Here is a 13,598-nt window from a genome sequence, read left to right on the forward strand (position 1 = left end):
GTGGACTGTCGCGCAGCGCGTGAGGACGCCGCCGCCCCCGGCGCCGCAGACGCCGCCGCTACCGGGCCACCGGGTAGTCGCAGTACGCGAACCACGCCGAGTCGGGGGCCCACGGCGGCACGTTGACCGTCCCCTGCCCGCCGTCGAGGGCCACCAGGGTCTCGGGCCGGACCGCGATCCGTGCGCCGCGGACGAGCGAACCCGGCAGCAGCCGGAGTTCGACGCGGTGGTCCGCCGGGTGGCCCTGCACGCCGGGCTCGTACGACAGGTAGAGCAGGTGCGCGCCGTCCGGCGACAGGTGCGGGAACCAGTTCACCCGGTCGTCGTTCGTCAGGCGGACCGGGCTGTCGTGCCCGGGCCAGCGCACGGCCAGCTGCGCGGTGCCGGGGGTGAACCGCTCCGTGTTCCAGAGCAGGATCCCGCCGGCCGGACTGATGGTGCAGCCGTCGTCGGGGTGCTCGTCCCGCGTGACGAACGTCGGCTCGCCGGTCTCCGGGTCGACCATCGCGACGTCGGTCGTCCAGACGCCGTCCTCGGACAGCTCCCCCACGATCGCGGCGAGGGCGCCGCCGTCGGGGGCGATGCCGTGCAGGTAGAACTTCCGCTTGGTGGGCAGGGCCGCTGCGACGTCGGTGATCCGGGTCGCGGGACCGCCCTCGGGCAGCGGGACGCGGTAGAGCTCGCCGTCGCGGGCGCTCACCACGATGGAGCTGCCGAACGGCTCGAGCACGTGGTCGTTGTTGATCTCGTCGACGCCGTCCATCGGCACCGGCACGAGCGCGGTCTCGTCGAGGACGGTGCCGCTGTCGGCCGACGGCAGCCGCAGCAGCCACAGGTCGCCGTCGCCGTTGAGCACCAGGGTCTCGGCGTCCAGGACGTTCGGCGCCTCGACGAGCACCGTGGCCGACTCGAACACGAGCCGCGAGGTGCGGGATTCGACGTCGTACACGTGCACGCGGCTGGTCTGTCCGGGCAGCAGCTGCCGCCCTCGGGTCTCGTCGCTCATGGTTCCATCCTGTCGGTCGTCGGGTGGTCGTGGTCGGGGTCGGTGGGGAACGGCAAAACACCGGTGTTCACGCTGCGCACCGCGTCATGCGGGGGCGTCGAGCGCGAACACCGGTGTTTTGCGGAAGGGGCCTCCGCCTACTTCACGGCACCGGCGGTCAGGCCGGCGACGAACTGGCGCTGGACCACGAGGAACGCGGCCACGACCGGGATCGACACGACGAGCGACGCCGCCATGACCTGGTTCCAGTACACGTTCGTCTGCGTCGAGTACTGCTGCAGACCGACCGCCAGGGTCGAACCGAGGCCGTTCGTCATGACCGAGGCGAAGAGGACCTCACCCCAGGCCGTCATGAACGAGTAGATCCCGACCGCCACCAGACCCGGGCGGGCCGACGGCAGGATGACCCGGAACAGCGCACCCATCGGGCCCGAACCGTCGACCATCGCGGCCTCGTCGAGCTCGCGCGGGATGGTCTCGAAGTACCCGGCCAGCATCCAGATCGAGAACGGCAGCGTGAAGGTCAGGTACGTGATGATCAGGCCGAGCCACGACCCGACGAGCTGGATGCCCAGGGTGTTGCCGAGGTTCGTGAAGATCAGGAACAGCGGCAGCAGGAACAGCACGCCGGGGAACATCTGCGTGGAGAGCACCGCGGTGGTGAAGGTGCTCTTGCCCTTGAAGTTCCAGCGCGAGACACCGTAGGCGGCGAACGTCGCGATGATCAGCGAGAACACCGTCGCCACCGTGCAGACCACGAGCGAGTTGATGAAGTACCGGCCGAGCGGCACCGTCGACCACATGTCGATGAACGGCTGGAAGGTGATCCTCGACGGGATCCACGTGAAGTTGTCCTGCACGTCGCCGAGGGGCTTGATGGCCGTGGTGATCATCACGTAGAGCGGCACGACCGTGAACAGCGTCAGGACGACCAGGGTGATGATCTTGAAGGACTTGGCGCCAGTTGTCTCACGCACGGACGGACCTCCGGTTGGTCACGGCGAGGTAGATGCCGGTGACGACGAGCAGGAAGAGCAGGAGCAGGACGCTCATCGCGGCACCGGAACCGAAGTTCCAGGTGATGAACGACGCGTTGTAGATGTGGAAGCTCAGCAGGTCCGCGGCGGGTGGCTGCGCGGTCGAGCCGAACAGCACGAACGGCGTGTTGAAGTCGTTGAACGTCCACAGGAACATCACGAGCACGAGCGTCACGTTGACCGGGCGGACCATCGGCAGCGTGATCGAGCGCCACTGGCGGAACGGCTTGGCGCCGTCGACCGAGGCGGCCTCGTACACGTCGTTCGGGACGGACTGCAGACCGGCCATGAGCATCAGGAACGCGAACGGCCAGGTCTTCCAGATCGCCACGACGACGACGGCGACGAAGGCGTTGTTGCCGATGAGCCAGAACGGGGCGTTGCCGCCGAAGAGACCGAGTTGGTCGACCAGCAGGTGGTTCAGGGCCCCGGAGTCACGCTGGAACATGAACTTCCAGGTGATGACGCCGGCGTACATCGGCAGCGCGTAGGGCACGAGGAACAGGGTGCGGAAGAGCCCGCGTCCGGCGAACGGCTTCTGCAGCGCGACCGCTGCGGCCATGCCGAAGGTCCAGGAGAGCCCGACCACGAGGACCGTGAAGGCGCACGTGATGAGGAACGAGTTGAGGACCCCGCGGCCGATCGCCTGGTCGAAGTCGACGACGACCTGGTAGTTCCGGAACCCGGCGAAGGGCGCGGCACCCCAGTTCGCGATGAAGTACTTGGTGAGCTGGATGAACGAGATCCAGATGCCGGTGAGCATCGGGACGATGTGGATGAGCAGCTCGAACAGGATGGCCGGCGCGACGAGCGCGTAGGGCAGCCAGTGGGTCTTGCGCTTGCGACCTGGCGGACGGCCCGACATCGTCGGGGCCTTCGTGTGCGTCAGGTCGATGCGCTCCGAGTCGGGCAGGACCGTCGTGGACATCTGGTGGGGCCTTTCGGCAGGAGGGGCGTGCAGGTGCGGTCCGCGCGGGCCGTGGCAGCGGCCGGGAGGCGCGGGGTGCGTGGGGCGTGTGCCTCACGGCCGACGGGTGGTCGGCCCTGGAACGTCAGGGGCGGAGGCCCGGGCGCGTCCGGCGGACGCGACCCGGGCCTCCAGGGTGGATCAACCGGCGGCCTGGGACACCTGGTCCTGGGCGGTCTGCAGTGCCGACTTGATGTCGGCCTCGGAGACCTTGGAACCGGTCGCGATCTTGGCGAACATGTCGTTCATCGCCTTGCCGACCGTGGACTCGAACTGGTCCTCGGCGGGCACCAGCGGGAGCGGCTTCGCCTTGTTGTTGTAGATGTCGAGGAACGTCTTCGTCTGCTCGTCCGTGACGGAGTCAGCAGCCTCGGCGAGCACCGGCAGGGCCGAGTACGGCTTGTCCAGCGTCGTCTGCGTGTCCATGCTCGTCATGTACTTGACGAACTTGAGCGCGCCGTCCTTGTTCTTCGTGTTCTTGAAGACCGACAGGTTGATGCCAGCCGGGAACGAGGCGATCTGCTCGCCACCGCTCGGAGCGGGCAGCGCCACGACGCCGTACTCGTCCGACTTCATGCCGAGGGACTCGATGGTCGCGTTCGCGTTGTTCTGGTTGAGGATGAACGCGGCCTTCTTCTTCGCGAAGTCCGTGGTGGACTGCGTCGCGTTGTCGTACTGCGCGTTCGACAGGTTCGCGACCTTCGAGTCCTGCATCAGGTCGAGGTAGCGCTTGATGCCGTCGACGTTGGCCTTCGAGGTGAAGGTCGGCTTGCCGTCCTTGTCGAACCACTCGCCACCGTTCTGCGCCGAGTTGATGAACGCGAAGTGCGAGTTCTCGGTGTACGAACCACCCGCGAGGCTGAAGCCGTAGGTGTCACCCTTGGTCAGCTTCTCGGCGTCGGAGACCATCTCCTCCCACGTGGTGGGCGGGGTGATGCCGGCGTCCGACAGCATCTTCTTGTTGTAGTACAGGCCGTAGGCGAGGCCGTAGAGCGGGACGCTCGTGACCGTCTTGTCGGGCGCGCCACCGGTGGACAGGGCGACCTTGCCGAACTTGTCCTCGCCGCCGATCGCCTTCATCTCGGCGTCACCGAACTCCTGGAAGGCGCCGGTGGCCTGGAGCGAGGTCGCCCAGGTGTTGCCGATGTTGACGACGTCCGGGCCCTGGCCCGAGGTGACGGCGGTCTGGATCTTGTTCTGCAGGTCGTTCCAGCCGATGACCTGGAGGTCGACCTTGATCCCGGTCTCCTTGGTGAACTTCTTGAGGACGGGGGTCAGCACCTCCTTGTCGTTCTGCAGGGACGTGCCCTGGTTGGACGCCCAGTAGGTGAGCGTCTTGGAGTCGCCGGAGTCGCCGGACGATCCGGAGGAGCAGGCTGCGAGGCCGGACACGGTGAGTGCGGCGGCCGCGGTGATGGCCAGTGCGCGGATGGCAGTGCGCATGACTCTCTACTTTCTCGTCGTTGAGATGGTGCAGGGGATGGTGCAGAGGTGGAGCTGGTGCTGCGGATGGTGCTGGTCGGGTGCTGCTGTGGGTTGCGGGCAGCGCCCTGGCGGTCAGGCCAGGGTGCGTTCCGCGGGGTCCCAGCCCTCGGGGAGGGTCGGGGAGGGCGACACGGTGCTCTCGACGAGCACCGCCTCGCCACGTTCTGCCGCCTCGGCGATGGAGACCATCACGTCGAGGACGTGGAAGGCGAGCGCACCGGGGACGCGGTTCTCGTCGCCGGCCCGCAGCGAGCGGGCCAGGTCGACCACGCCGGTGCCGCGCGAGTAGGTGGAGCCGACCGCGGGGATCGTCTGGGGCTCCTCGGAACCGAGGGCGTACAGCTCGGTGTCGCCGTCGAAGTTGTTCGGGTCGGGGAACACGACGGTGCCGGTCTCCCCCGCGATCTCGACGAAGCCGGTGCGGCCGCGGTCGGACTCGAACGAGAAGACGCTCTGCGCGCTGCCGCCGTTCTCGAACTCGATCAGCGCGGAGTGGTTCGTCGGGACGTCCACCGGGAACTCGGTGCCGGCCTTCGGTCCGGAGCCGATGGTGCGGGTGGCGCGGGACTTCGACGCCGTCGCCGTGACCTTCTTCACCGGTCCGAACGTCTGGACGAGGGTGGTGATGTAGTACGGGCCGATGTCGAACAGCGGACCGGCACCGTACGCGAAGAGGAACTCGGGGCTCGGGTGCCACGACTCGGGTCCGGGGCTCTGGAAGAGCGTCAGGCCGTTCAGGGGCGTGCCGATCCGGCCGTCGCGGATGGTGCGGAGCGCGGTCTGCAGGCCGGCGCCGAGGAACGTGTCCGGGGCGACGCTGACGGTCTTGCCCGCGGCGGCCGCGGCATCGCGGAGCTCCGCGGCGCTGGCACGGTCGAGGGCGTAGGGCTTTTCGCCCCAGACGTGCTTGCCGGCGGCCAGGGCCTGCAGCGCGACCTCGACGTGGGCGGCCGGGATCGTCAGGTTCACGACGATCTCGATGTCGTCGTCGGCCAGGAGCTCCTCGACGGTGCCCGATCCGGGGACGCCCCACTTCTCGGCCTGGGCGGCGGCGCGCGGCAGGTCGATGTCGGCGATGAAGCGGACCGTCACGTCGGGGAAGACGGTGAGGTTCGACAGGTACTGGTCCGAGATGACCCCGGCGCCGATGACGCCGACGCCGACGGGGCCGGTGCGGGTGGTGCTGTCGGTCGCCGTTGCAGCGGCCGTCGTGGTGTCGGTCATGCGCGGGCCCCCTCGAGGAACGTGTAGGAGTCGGCGACGGCCTGGAAGACGTCACCCTCGTGGTCGTCGAGCTCGACGACGTGCAGTGCATCGGGCGCCGCGGTGATGATCTCGCGGATCGGCATGATGCCGTTGCCGACGGCGACCTGCTGCTTGTCGTCGTGCGAGCCGTCGCCGTCCTTGACGTGCAGGAACTGGACCTTGTCGCCGTACTTGCCGATGACCGCGACCGGGTCGTCCCCGCCGACCTGCACCCAGTAGGTGTCGAGCTCGAGCACGACGTCGTCGGACAGGGCGTCGGCGAAGACCTCGTAGGCGCTGACACCGTCGATGCGGTTCGAGAACTCGAACGCGTGGTTGTGGTAGCCGAGCACCAGGCCGTGGTCGGCGGCGCGCGGGGCGAGGGCGCTGAGTTCGCGGGCGATCGCCTCGACGTCCTCGCGGGTGGTCCAGCGGGACTCGTCGATGTGCGGGTCGATGAGGGTCCCGAAGCCGAGGGTGGTGGAGGCGTGGAAGATGCGCTCGAGGTCCTGCTCGCCGGCGTCCAGCAGACGGGCGTGTCCGCTCGGGGCGGCGAGGCCGGCGTCGCGGAGGGCGGCGGCGAGTTCGTCGGCGTTGTCGACGAAGCCGAAGGCCTCGACGTTCGTGTAGCCGATGTCGGCGATGCGCTGCAGGGTGCCGGGCAGATCAGCACTGAGGGCATCGCGGACCGTGTAGAGCTGGACCGAGAGCGGTTGGGTCACCAGGGGTTCTCCTCGTCGAGATGGTGCGGTCGTCACTGACCGATCGTCACACTACGAGCACTTTTGTCGGCGGTCAAGCAGAAGTCCGAGGAATGTCGACGGACTTCATTGCGTGGCGCGAACGATGTGTGCTTCACTCCCCACATGGTCGACTTGAACCGGACGGCAGCGTCGCCTCCGGTCGGGACGAGCGAGCTCTTCCAGATCCTCCGCGACGGCGTGCCGCGCACCAGGGCCGAGCTCGCCGCACTGACAGGACTCGCACGCTCCACCATCGGCGTGCGCCTCGACTCCCTGATCGACATCGGGCTGGTCGGCGCCGTGGACACCGCCGTCTCCACCGGCGGTCGCCCGCCCGCCCAGGTGGCGCTGAAGCCCCGCGCCCGGCTCGTGATCGCCGCCGACCTCGGCGCCTCACACGGTCGCGTCGCCGTCACCGACCTGGTCGCGGCACCGCTCGCCACCCGCGAGGCCCGGATCGACATCGCCGCCGGTCCGGTGCCGACGCTGTCCTGGCTCGTCGAGACGATCGACGACCTGCTCGCCGAGGTCGGGCGCAGCCGACAGGACGTCATCGCGATCGGGATCGGGGTCCCCGGGCCCGTCGAGTTCTCCACCGGCCGCCCGGCCAACCCGCCGATCATGCCCGGTTGGGACGGCTTCGACGTGCCCTCGTGGCTCCGTCAGCACATCGCCGCCCACGTGCTGCTCGACAACGACGTCAACATCGCGGCCCTCGGTGAGCGGGAGCACGGCTGGCCGGACGTCGACCACCTGCTGTTCGTGAAGGTCGCCACCGGCATCGGGTCCGGCATCGTCTCCGAGGGCCGACTGCAGCGCGGGGCCCAGGGCACCGCGGGTGACATCGGCCACGTTCGGGTCTCCCGCGCCGGCGACGTCCCCTGCCACTGCGGCAACACCGGCTGCCTGGAGGCCGTGGCCTCCGGTCCGGCCATCGCCCGCGCACTCCGCGCGAAGGGGCACGACGCGCACACGGGTGCGGACGTGATCGACCTGGTGAACCGGTCGGACCTCGACGCGATCTACGCCGTCCGACAGGCCGGTCGGGACATCGGCGAGGTCCTGGCGACCTGCATCTCGCTCATCAACCCGTCCGTGATTGCACTCGGCGGCTCGATCACGCAGGCCGGTGAGCACCTGCTCGCCGGCGTCCGCGAGGTCGTCTACTCCCGCTCGATGCCCCTGGCCAGTGAGCACCTCGTCATCGTGCAGTCCCGCGCCGGGTCCCTCGCCGCGCTGCAGGGGGCTGCGGCCCTCGCCATCGGCTACGCCCTCTCCCCCGCCGGGGTCGACGAGCTGGTCGCGTTCGCCGAGGGTCGCGAACTGGTCTCCTGACGCACACCCGCGGTCGCGTGAGCGCGTCGGTTTCGGTCTTGCCGGTGGTCGGGGGACAATCGTCGGGTGACGATCGTGCAGCCCACCCTGTGGGGCGACCTGGACCCCGGTCTGGAGGCGCATCCCGCCTCCGGAACACCGGTCCCGGCTGCGCGTGATGCGTTCACCGCCCTGCGTGGCCACACCGAGCGCATCGTCGCGCACTCCTCGGACCGCGTCGCCTGGCTCCGCGCCCGCGCCATGGGCATCACCGCCACCGACGTCGCCCGGCTCGCCTCGCTGCGCGCCGTCGACGCCGTCGTCACCGACAAGCGCTACGGATCCCGCTTCTCCGGCAACGCGTTCACCGAGCACGGCAAGGACCGCGAACCGGTCATCGCCGCCTGGGTGGCCGCCACCCACGGCATCCAGCCCTCGGCGCACCTGTTCCACGCCGCTGCGAACCGCGCCCACCTCGCCACCCCGGACGGCGTCGGGGTCGACGAGTCGTCCCGCGTGGTGCTCGCCGAGATCAAGACCACCGGCAAGGCCTGGCGGAGCATCCCCCGGCACTACCTCCGGCAGATCTGGTGGCAGCAGTACGTGCTCGGTGCCGACCGCACCCTGTTCGTTTGGGAACGCCACGACGGGTTCGTGCCGGTCGCCGACGAGCCCGAGTGCCGCTGGGTCGACCGCGACGACGACCAGATCCGCGGGCTCGTCCAGCTCGCCGACCTGGTGCTCGACAAGCTGCGCGGCTTCCGCTCCTAGCCCCCTAGACCTTCACCAGTCGCAGTCGGCTCATCCCGACGACGAGGATGCCGAGCAGGGTGATCGAGACCGCGATCCCGACCACGTAGATCGCGACGACGCCGTAGCCCTGCGCCGGATCGAGGAACGGGTACGGCACCCACCCGTCGGTCGCGCCACGGACGAGCACCACGGTGGTCCAGACCGCCGGGTAGAGCAGGAACCACCACACGTGGCGGAGCAGCAGCCGTGCGCGGTCGGAGAACAGCAGCCAGTCGAGCACCGCGTACACCGGGATGATCTTGTGCACGATGTCGTTCGACCACGGCACCGAGGCCGACACGTTCGCGCCCGTGAGCAGCGTGTTGTAGACGATGCCCGTCGTCGCGATGTACACCGTCGCGGCGCCACGGAGCACCGAGACGGCGAGGTCCGCCCGCTTGCGTCGGACTGCGGCGACGAGCGTCACCGCGAGGGCCACGGCGACGATCAGGTTCGACTGGATCGTGAAGTAGCCGAAGAAGTTCCAGAACGAGTAGGTCGGGGTCTGCGAGCTCTCGAGCCACTGCGCCACGACCGCGACGACGATGGCGATGACGGCGATCAGTCGGAGCGAGTTCACGAGGGTGCGCACGGCACCACGCTATCGGGACACGCGCCCCACATGCGGAAAGGACCCGCACCGTTGCCGGTGCGGGTCCTTCCACGAGTCTCTCGACTCAGATGCTGTTGACGTCCAGCGGGATGCCGGGACCGAAGGTCGTCGAGACGGCGCCCTTCATGACGTAACGGCCCTTCGAGGACGACGGCTTGAGGCGGTTGATCTCCTCGAGCGCGGTCGAGATGTTCTCGTCGAGCTGCTCCGGCGTGAACGAGGCCTTGCCGACGACGAAGTGCACGTTGGCGTGCTTGTCGACGCGGAACTCGATCTTGCCGCCCTTGATGTCGTTGACGGCCTGCGCCACGTTCGGGGTCACGGTGCCGGTCTTCGGGTTCGGCATGAGGCCACGCGGGCCGAGCACCTTACCGAGACGACCGACCTTGCCCATGAGCTCCGGGGTCGAGACGGCGGAGTCGAACGAGGTGTAGCCCTCGGCGACCTTCGCGATGAGCTCGTCGCCACCGACCTCGTCGGCACCGGCGGCGATGGCGGCCTCAGCAGCCGCACCCGTCGCGAAGACGATGACGCGGGCGGTCTTGCCCGTGCCGTGCGGCAGGATGACCGTGCCGCGGACCATCTGGTCGGCCTTGCGGGGGTCCACGCCGAGCTTCAGCGCGACCTCGACCGTGGAGTCGGTCTTCGAGGAACCGGTCTCCTTGGCCAGGGCGACGGCCTCGGTCGGGGTGTAGAACTTGTCGGCCTCGATCTTCGCGGCCGCGGCCTGGTAGGCCTTGGACTTCTTCGCCATGGTGGTCTCCTTGCGAGATACGTGGTTGGCGAGCCGGCGAGGCTCTCCCACGGAAAGGTGTCTGGTGGTGGGCCGGAGCCCGATCGGTGCTTAGGCCTCGACCGTGATGCCCATCGAGCGTGCGGTGCCGGCGATGATCTTCGCGGCCTGCTCGATGTCGTTGGCGTTCAGGTCGGCCTGCTTGGTCTCGGCGATCTGACGGACCTGGTCCATCGAGATCTTCGCGACCTTGACCGTGTGCGGGGTCGAGGACCCCTTCTGCACACCAGCAGCCTTCTTGATGAGCTCGGCGGCCGGCGGGGTCTTCAGGACGAACGTGAACGAACGGTCCTCGTAGACGGTGATCTCGACCGGCACGACGTTGCCACGCTGCGACTCGGTCGCCGCGTTGTACGCCTTGCAGAACTCCATGATGTTGACGCCGTGCTGACCGAGCGCCGGACCGATCGGGGGGGCCGGGTTGGCGGCTCCCGCGTTGATCTGCAGCTTGATCAGGCCCGTGACCTTCTTCTTCGGTGCCATGACTTGTCTTCCTCCTGGAATCGAACACACGGGGATCCGTGCACTCTCCCGCTGGTCCGGCCGTTCCGGACAGCGGTGAAGGCCCGCTCGCACGAGGCGCGCGGGCCCAAACCCGTTCAGTGTAGTCGATCTCGGTGATCGCTACATCTGGGTGGTCGCTAGAGCTTGGTGACCTGGTCGAAGCTGAGCTCGACCGGGGTCTCGCGCTCGAACAGCGAGACGAGGACGGTGAGCTTGCCGCTCTCCGGCTTGATCTCGGAGATCGAACCCGGCAGGCCCGCGAACGAGCCTTCCTTGATCGTGATCGTCTCGCCGATCTCGAAGTCGACCTCGGCTGCGGGCTGCGCCTGCAGGCCACTGCCCTTCGCGCCGCCCTTGGTCGGGGCGGCCTCGGCGACCTGCACGAGGGACTTGAGCATGCCGAACGCCTCGTCGAAACGGAGCGGCGTCGGGTTGTGCGCGTTGCCGACGAAGCCGGTGACGCCCGGGGTGTGCCGGACGACGGACCACGAGTCCTCGTTGAGGTCCATGCGGACGAGCACGTACGAGGGGATCCGAACGCGGGTGACCAGCTTGCGCTGCCCGTTCTTGATCTCGACGACGTCCTCCATCGGGACCTCGACCTGGTAGATGTAGTCCTCCATCGACATCGAGACCATGCGGTTCTCGATGTTCGACTTCACGCGGCGCTCGAAGCCCGCGTAGGAGTGGATGACGTACCACTTGCCCGGCTTCATCCGCAGCTCGGCCTTGAAGGCCTCGTACGGGTCGACCTCGGCGGGCTCGTCGTCCTCGTCCTCGGCGTCGAGTGCCTCGTCGGCGGCGAGCGTCTCGTTCGCCTCGGCGGCGGTATCGGACTCGAGCTCAACTTCTTCCTCGTCCTCGACGGCCTCGACGGCGGCCTCGGCCTCGTCGGTGGAGTCGATCTCGAGGGCGTCGTCCACGACGGCGTCGGCCTCGGGGTCGCGGGCTTCCTGCAGGGCCGTCAGTGCTTCGTCGAGGCCGGCGTCGACGGTGCCGTCGTCGGGCTCGGAGCTGAGGCCGAGGGACTCGTCGTCGTCGCCCTCGATCGAGATCGCACGCTCTTCAGCGGACTCGACGGAGCGTCCTTCGCCGGTCTCGACGTCGCCTTCCTGGTTCTCCTCGACCTCGGAGGACTGCTCGGCAGCCGTCGCGAGGTCGATGTCATCGCGGGAGTTGTCAGACACAGTCGATTCTTTCCGTTCGGTGGTTCGGGTCGGGTTGGCGTTCGTTCACGGTCACGAGCGACGCCGTCACGATCGACGCCGTCTCGGGCGACCGTACTCCTCGAGGACGACCGCACACGGCAGTCGACGTCAGGGTCAGGCCGTGGGCCCGTTGCCGAAGACGTACCCGACGCCGAGACCGAACACGAAGTCGAGGATCGACACCAGGATCATCATGACGACGACGAACACGAGCACGACGCCCGTGTAGCTGAAGAGTTCCTTGCGGGTCGGCGTCACGACCTTGCGCAGTTCGCCGATCACCTGACGGATGAAGAGCACGATGGCAGCGATGGGCCCGCGGCGCTCGGCCCGGTCCTGCTTCGCCTTGGCGACGACGTCGTCCGCCGTCGTCTCCATGTCTTTGCTCGCCAACTTCTACCCTTCCAGAGTTGCAGGGCGGACAGGACTCGAACCTGCAACCTGCGGTTTTGGAGACCGCTGCTCTACCAATTGAGCCACCGCCCTTCGCAACACGGTTCGTCACCGATCCGCGTTCCGGTGGACGAGTCTACGGGAGTCCGTCACACGGTGTCCACTTGGCCCCTCCCACGGCGTGCCGCGCCGGTAGGCTGGACCCCGTGAGCACCGCAGCCCCAGGCCCCGAGTCCACCGCCCACGTGTCCGTCGACACCCTCGCCACCGCGCCGGCCGATCGTCCGCGCATCGCGTCCCGCATCGCGGCCATCGCCGAGTCCGCGACGCTCAAGGTCGACGCGAAGGCCAAGGCGCTCAAGGCCGCCGGGCGGCCGGTGATCTCGTTCGCCGCCGGCGAGCCTGACTTCGCGACCCCGCAGCACGTGGTCGACGCGGCCGTCGCTGCCGCGCAGGACCCGAAGAACCACCGGTACACGCCCGCGACCGGCCTGCCCGAACTCAAGCAGGCCATCGCCGACAAGACCGCCCGGGTGTCCGGCATCACCGTCGAGCCGTCGCAGGTCATCGTCACGAACGGTGGCAAGCAGGCGGTCTACCAGGCGTTCCAGACCATCGTCGACGCCGGTGACGAGGTCCTGCTGCCCGCGCCGTACTGGACCACCTACCCCGAGGCCATCCGGCTGGCCGGCGGCGAGCCCGTCGAGGTCTTCGCCGGCAGCGACCAGGACTACCTGGTGACGGTCGAGCAGCTCGAGGCCGCCCGCACCCCGGCGACCAAGGCACTGCTGTTCTGCTCGCCGTCGAACCCCACGGGCGCCGTGTACTCCGCCGAGCAGACCCGGGCCATCGGCGAGTGGGCGCTCGAGCACGGCATCTGGGTGATCAGCGACGAGATCTACCAGGACCTGGTGTACGACGGCGTCCGTTTCGCCGGCATCCTGGCCGAGGTCCCCGCCCTCGCCGACACCACGATCCTGGTGAACGGCGTCGCGAAGACCTACGCGATGACCGGCTGGCGCGTCGGGTGGTTCATCGGCCCGACCGACGCCGTCAAGGCCGCGTCGAACCTGCAGTCGCACCTGTCGTCGAACGTCTCGAACGTGTCGCAGCGCGCCGCCATCGCCGCCCTGACCGGTCCCCAGGAGCCCGTCGCCGCCATGCGCGAGGCCTTCGACCGCCGACGGAAGGCCATCGTCGACGGCCTCAACGCGATCCCGGGCTTCCGCACGCCGACCCCGCAGGGAGCCTTCTACGTCTACCCGGACGTCACCGCGCTGCTCGGCCGCGAGTGGGCCGGCACCACCCCGACGACCACGCTCGAGCTGGCCGACCTGATCCTCGAGCACGCCGAGGTCGCGGTCGTTCCGGGTGAGGCCTTCGGCCCCTCCGGCTACCTGCGCCTGTCGTACGCGCTGGGCGACGACGACATCGCCGAGGGCGTCGCCCGGCTGGCGGCGTTCTTCGCGTAGACCTCGGGCACACAGAACGGGCCACC

The 13,598-nt window shown here is 68.8% G+C and carries 14 protein-coding genes and 1 tRNA gene; 3 read left to right on the plus strand and 12 right to left on the minus strand.

The window, feature by feature from the left end; all coding sequences use genetic code 11:
- Positions 1–58 precede the first annotated feature (58 nt).
- The 6 genes from BIU89_RS13990 to BIU89_RS14015 form a co-directional block, all read right to left on the minus strand.
- Complete coding sequence (locus tag BIU89_RS13990) at positions 59–1,006, minus strand: TolB family protein (protein ID WP_071247365.1); 948 nt, start codon at positions 1,004–1,006, stop codon at positions 59–61.
- A 137-nt stretch (positions 1,007–1,143) separates the two neighbouring features.
- Positions 1,144–1,983 carry a carbohydrate ABC transporter permease gene (locus BIU89_RS13995; protein ID WP_017888647.1) on the minus strand — a complete coding sequence of 280 codons (840 nt, stop codon included), beginning with the start codon at positions 1,981–1,983 and terminating at the stop codon, positions 1,144–1,146.
- Positions 1,976–2,971: a carbohydrate ABC transporter permease gene (locus BIU89_RS14000; protein WP_017888646.1), complete on the minus strand. Its 996-nt coding sequence runs from the start codon at positions 2,969–2,971 to the stop codon at positions 1,976–1,978. The genes BIU89_RS13995 and BIU89_RS14000 overlap by 8 nt, the downstream gene beginning before the upstream one ends.
- 180 nt (positions 2,972–3,151) lie before the next feature.
- Positions 3,152–4,453, minus strand: coding sequence for an ABC transporter substrate-binding protein (locus tag BIU89_RS14005; protein ID WP_071247367.1), 1,302 nt, complete (start codon positions 4,451–4,453; stop codon positions 3,152–3,154).
- Between the two features lie 114 nt (positions 4,454–4,567).
- Positions 4,568–5,719, minus strand: coding sequence for a Gfo/Idh/MocA family protein (locus tag BIU89_RS14010; protein WP_071247372.1), 1,152 nt, complete (start codon positions 5,717–5,719; stop codon positions 4,568–4,570).
- A complete protein-coding gene (locus BIU89_RS14015) occupies positions 5,716–6,462 on the minus strand; it encodes a sugar phosphate isomerase/epimerase family protein (protein ID WP_071247375.1) in 747 nt (248 codons plus the stop codon). Before BIU89_RS14015 ends, BIU89_RS14010 begins: the two co-directional genes overlap by 4 nt.
- Before the next feature lie 144 nt (positions 6,463–6,606).
- On the opposite strand from BIU89_RS14015, the gene BIU89_RS14020 reads away from it, so the two are divergent.
- Both BIU89_RS14020 and BIU89_RS14025 read left to right on the plus strand, forming a co-directional pair.
- A complete protein-coding gene (locus BIU89_RS14020) occupies positions 6,607–7,818 on the plus strand; it encodes an ROK family transcriptional regulator (protein WP_027466368.1) in 1,212 nt (403 codons plus the stop codon).
- 66 nt (positions 7,819–7,884) lie between these two features.
- Positions 7,885–8,568 (plus strand): YqaJ viral recombinase family protein, encoded by a 684-nt coding sequence (locus BIU89_RS14025; protein WP_071247377.1) that lies wholly within the window; start codon positions 7,885–7,887, stop codon positions 8,566–8,568.
- A 4-nt stretch (positions 8,569–8,572) separates the two neighbouring features.
- Here BIU89_RS14025 and BIU89_RS14030 read toward each other — a convergent pair whose 3' ends face one another.
- From BIU89_RS14030 to BIU89_RS14055, 6 genes are all read right to left on the minus strand, one after another.
- Positions 8,573–9,181, minus strand: coding sequence for a Pr6Pr family membrane protein (locus BIU89_RS14030; protein ID WP_071247379.1), 609 nt, complete (start codon positions 9,179–9,181; stop codon positions 8,573–8,575).
- An 85-nt stretch (positions 9,182–9,266) separates the two neighbouring features.
- Positions 9,267–9,956, minus strand: a complete 690-nt coding sequence (gene rplA / locus BIU89_RS14035) for a 50S ribosomal protein L1 (protein ID WP_017888639.1) — start codon at positions 9,954–9,956, stop codon at positions 9,267–9,269.
- A 90-nt stretch (positions 9,957–10,046) separates the two neighbouring features.
- Positions 10,047–10,478: a 50S ribosomal protein L11 gene (gene rplK, locus BIU89_RS14040; protein WP_017888638.1), complete on the minus strand. Its 432-nt coding sequence runs from the start codon at positions 10,476–10,478 to the stop codon at positions 10,047–10,049.
- Positions 10,479–10,636: 158 nt separating this feature from the next.
- Entirely contained in the window at positions 10,637–11,686 is a 1,050-nt protein-coding gene (gene nusG / locus BIU89_RS14045; RefSeq protein WP_071247381.1) for a transcription termination/antitermination protein NusG, read from the minus strand.
- A 135-nt stretch (positions 11,687–11,821) separates the two neighbouring features.
- A complete protein-coding gene (gene secE, locus BIU89_RS14050; protein ID WP_371830607.1) occupies positions 11,822–12,085 on the minus strand; it encodes a preprotein translocase subunit SecE in 264 nt (87 codons plus the stop codon).
- A gap of 35 nt (positions 12,086–12,120) precedes the next feature.
- Positions 12,121–12,193, minus strand: a tRNA-Trp gene (locus tag BIU89_RS14055).
- A gap of 152 nt (positions 12,194–12,345) precedes the next feature.
- Between BIU89_RS14055 and BIU89_RS14060 the strand changes: the two genes are divergently transcribed.
- The gene (locus BIU89_RS14060; protein WP_071247383.1) at positions 12,346–13,572 is read left to right on the plus strand and encodes a pyridoxal phosphate-dependent aminotransferase; all 1,227 of its coding nucleotides are present in this window, start codon (positions 12,346–12,348) and stop codon (positions 13,570–13,572) included.
- The last annotated feature ends 26 nt before the right edge of the window (positions 13,573–13,598 follow it).

The organism is Curtobacterium sp. MCBA15_005, assembly GCF_001864855.1.
Lineage (GTDB): Bacteria > Actinomycetota > Actinomycetes > Actinomycetales > Microbacteriaceae > Curtobacterium > Curtobacterium flaccumfaciens.

Bases quoted from the DNA above. Each gene is read 5' to 3' on its own strand.
- BIU89_RS13990 (WP_071247365.1), bottom strand. From the start codon at position 1,006: ATGAGCGACGAGACCCGAGGGCGGCAGCTGCTGCCCGGACAGACCAGC.
- BIU89_RS14000 (WP_017888646.1), bottom strand. From the start codon at position 2,971: ATGTCCACGACGGTCCTGCCCGACTCGGAGCGCATCGACCTGACGCAC.
- BIU89_RS14005 (WP_071247367.1), bottom strand. From the start codon at position 4,453: ATGCGCACTGCCATCCGCGCACTGGCCATCACCGCGGCCGCCGCACTC.
- BIU89_RS14010 (WP_071247372.1), bottom strand. From the start codon at position 5,719: ATGACCGACACCACGACGGCCGCTGCAACGGCGACCGACAGCACCACC.
- BIU89_RS14020 (WP_027466368.1), top strand. From the start codon at position 6,607: ATGGTCGACTTGAACCGGACGGCAGCGTCGCCTCCGGTCGGGACGAGC.
- rplA (WP_017888639.1), bottom strand. From the start codon at position 9,956: ATGGCGAAGAAGTCCAAGGCCTACCAGGCCGCGGCCGCGAAGATCGAG.
- rplK (WP_017888638.1), bottom strand. From the start codon at position 10,478: ATGGCACCGAAGAAGAAGGTCACGGGCCTGATCAAGCTGCAGATCAAC.
- secE (WP_371830607.1), bottom strand. From the start codon at position 12,085: ATGGAGACGACGGCGGACGACGTCGTCGCCAAGGCGAAGCAGGACCGG.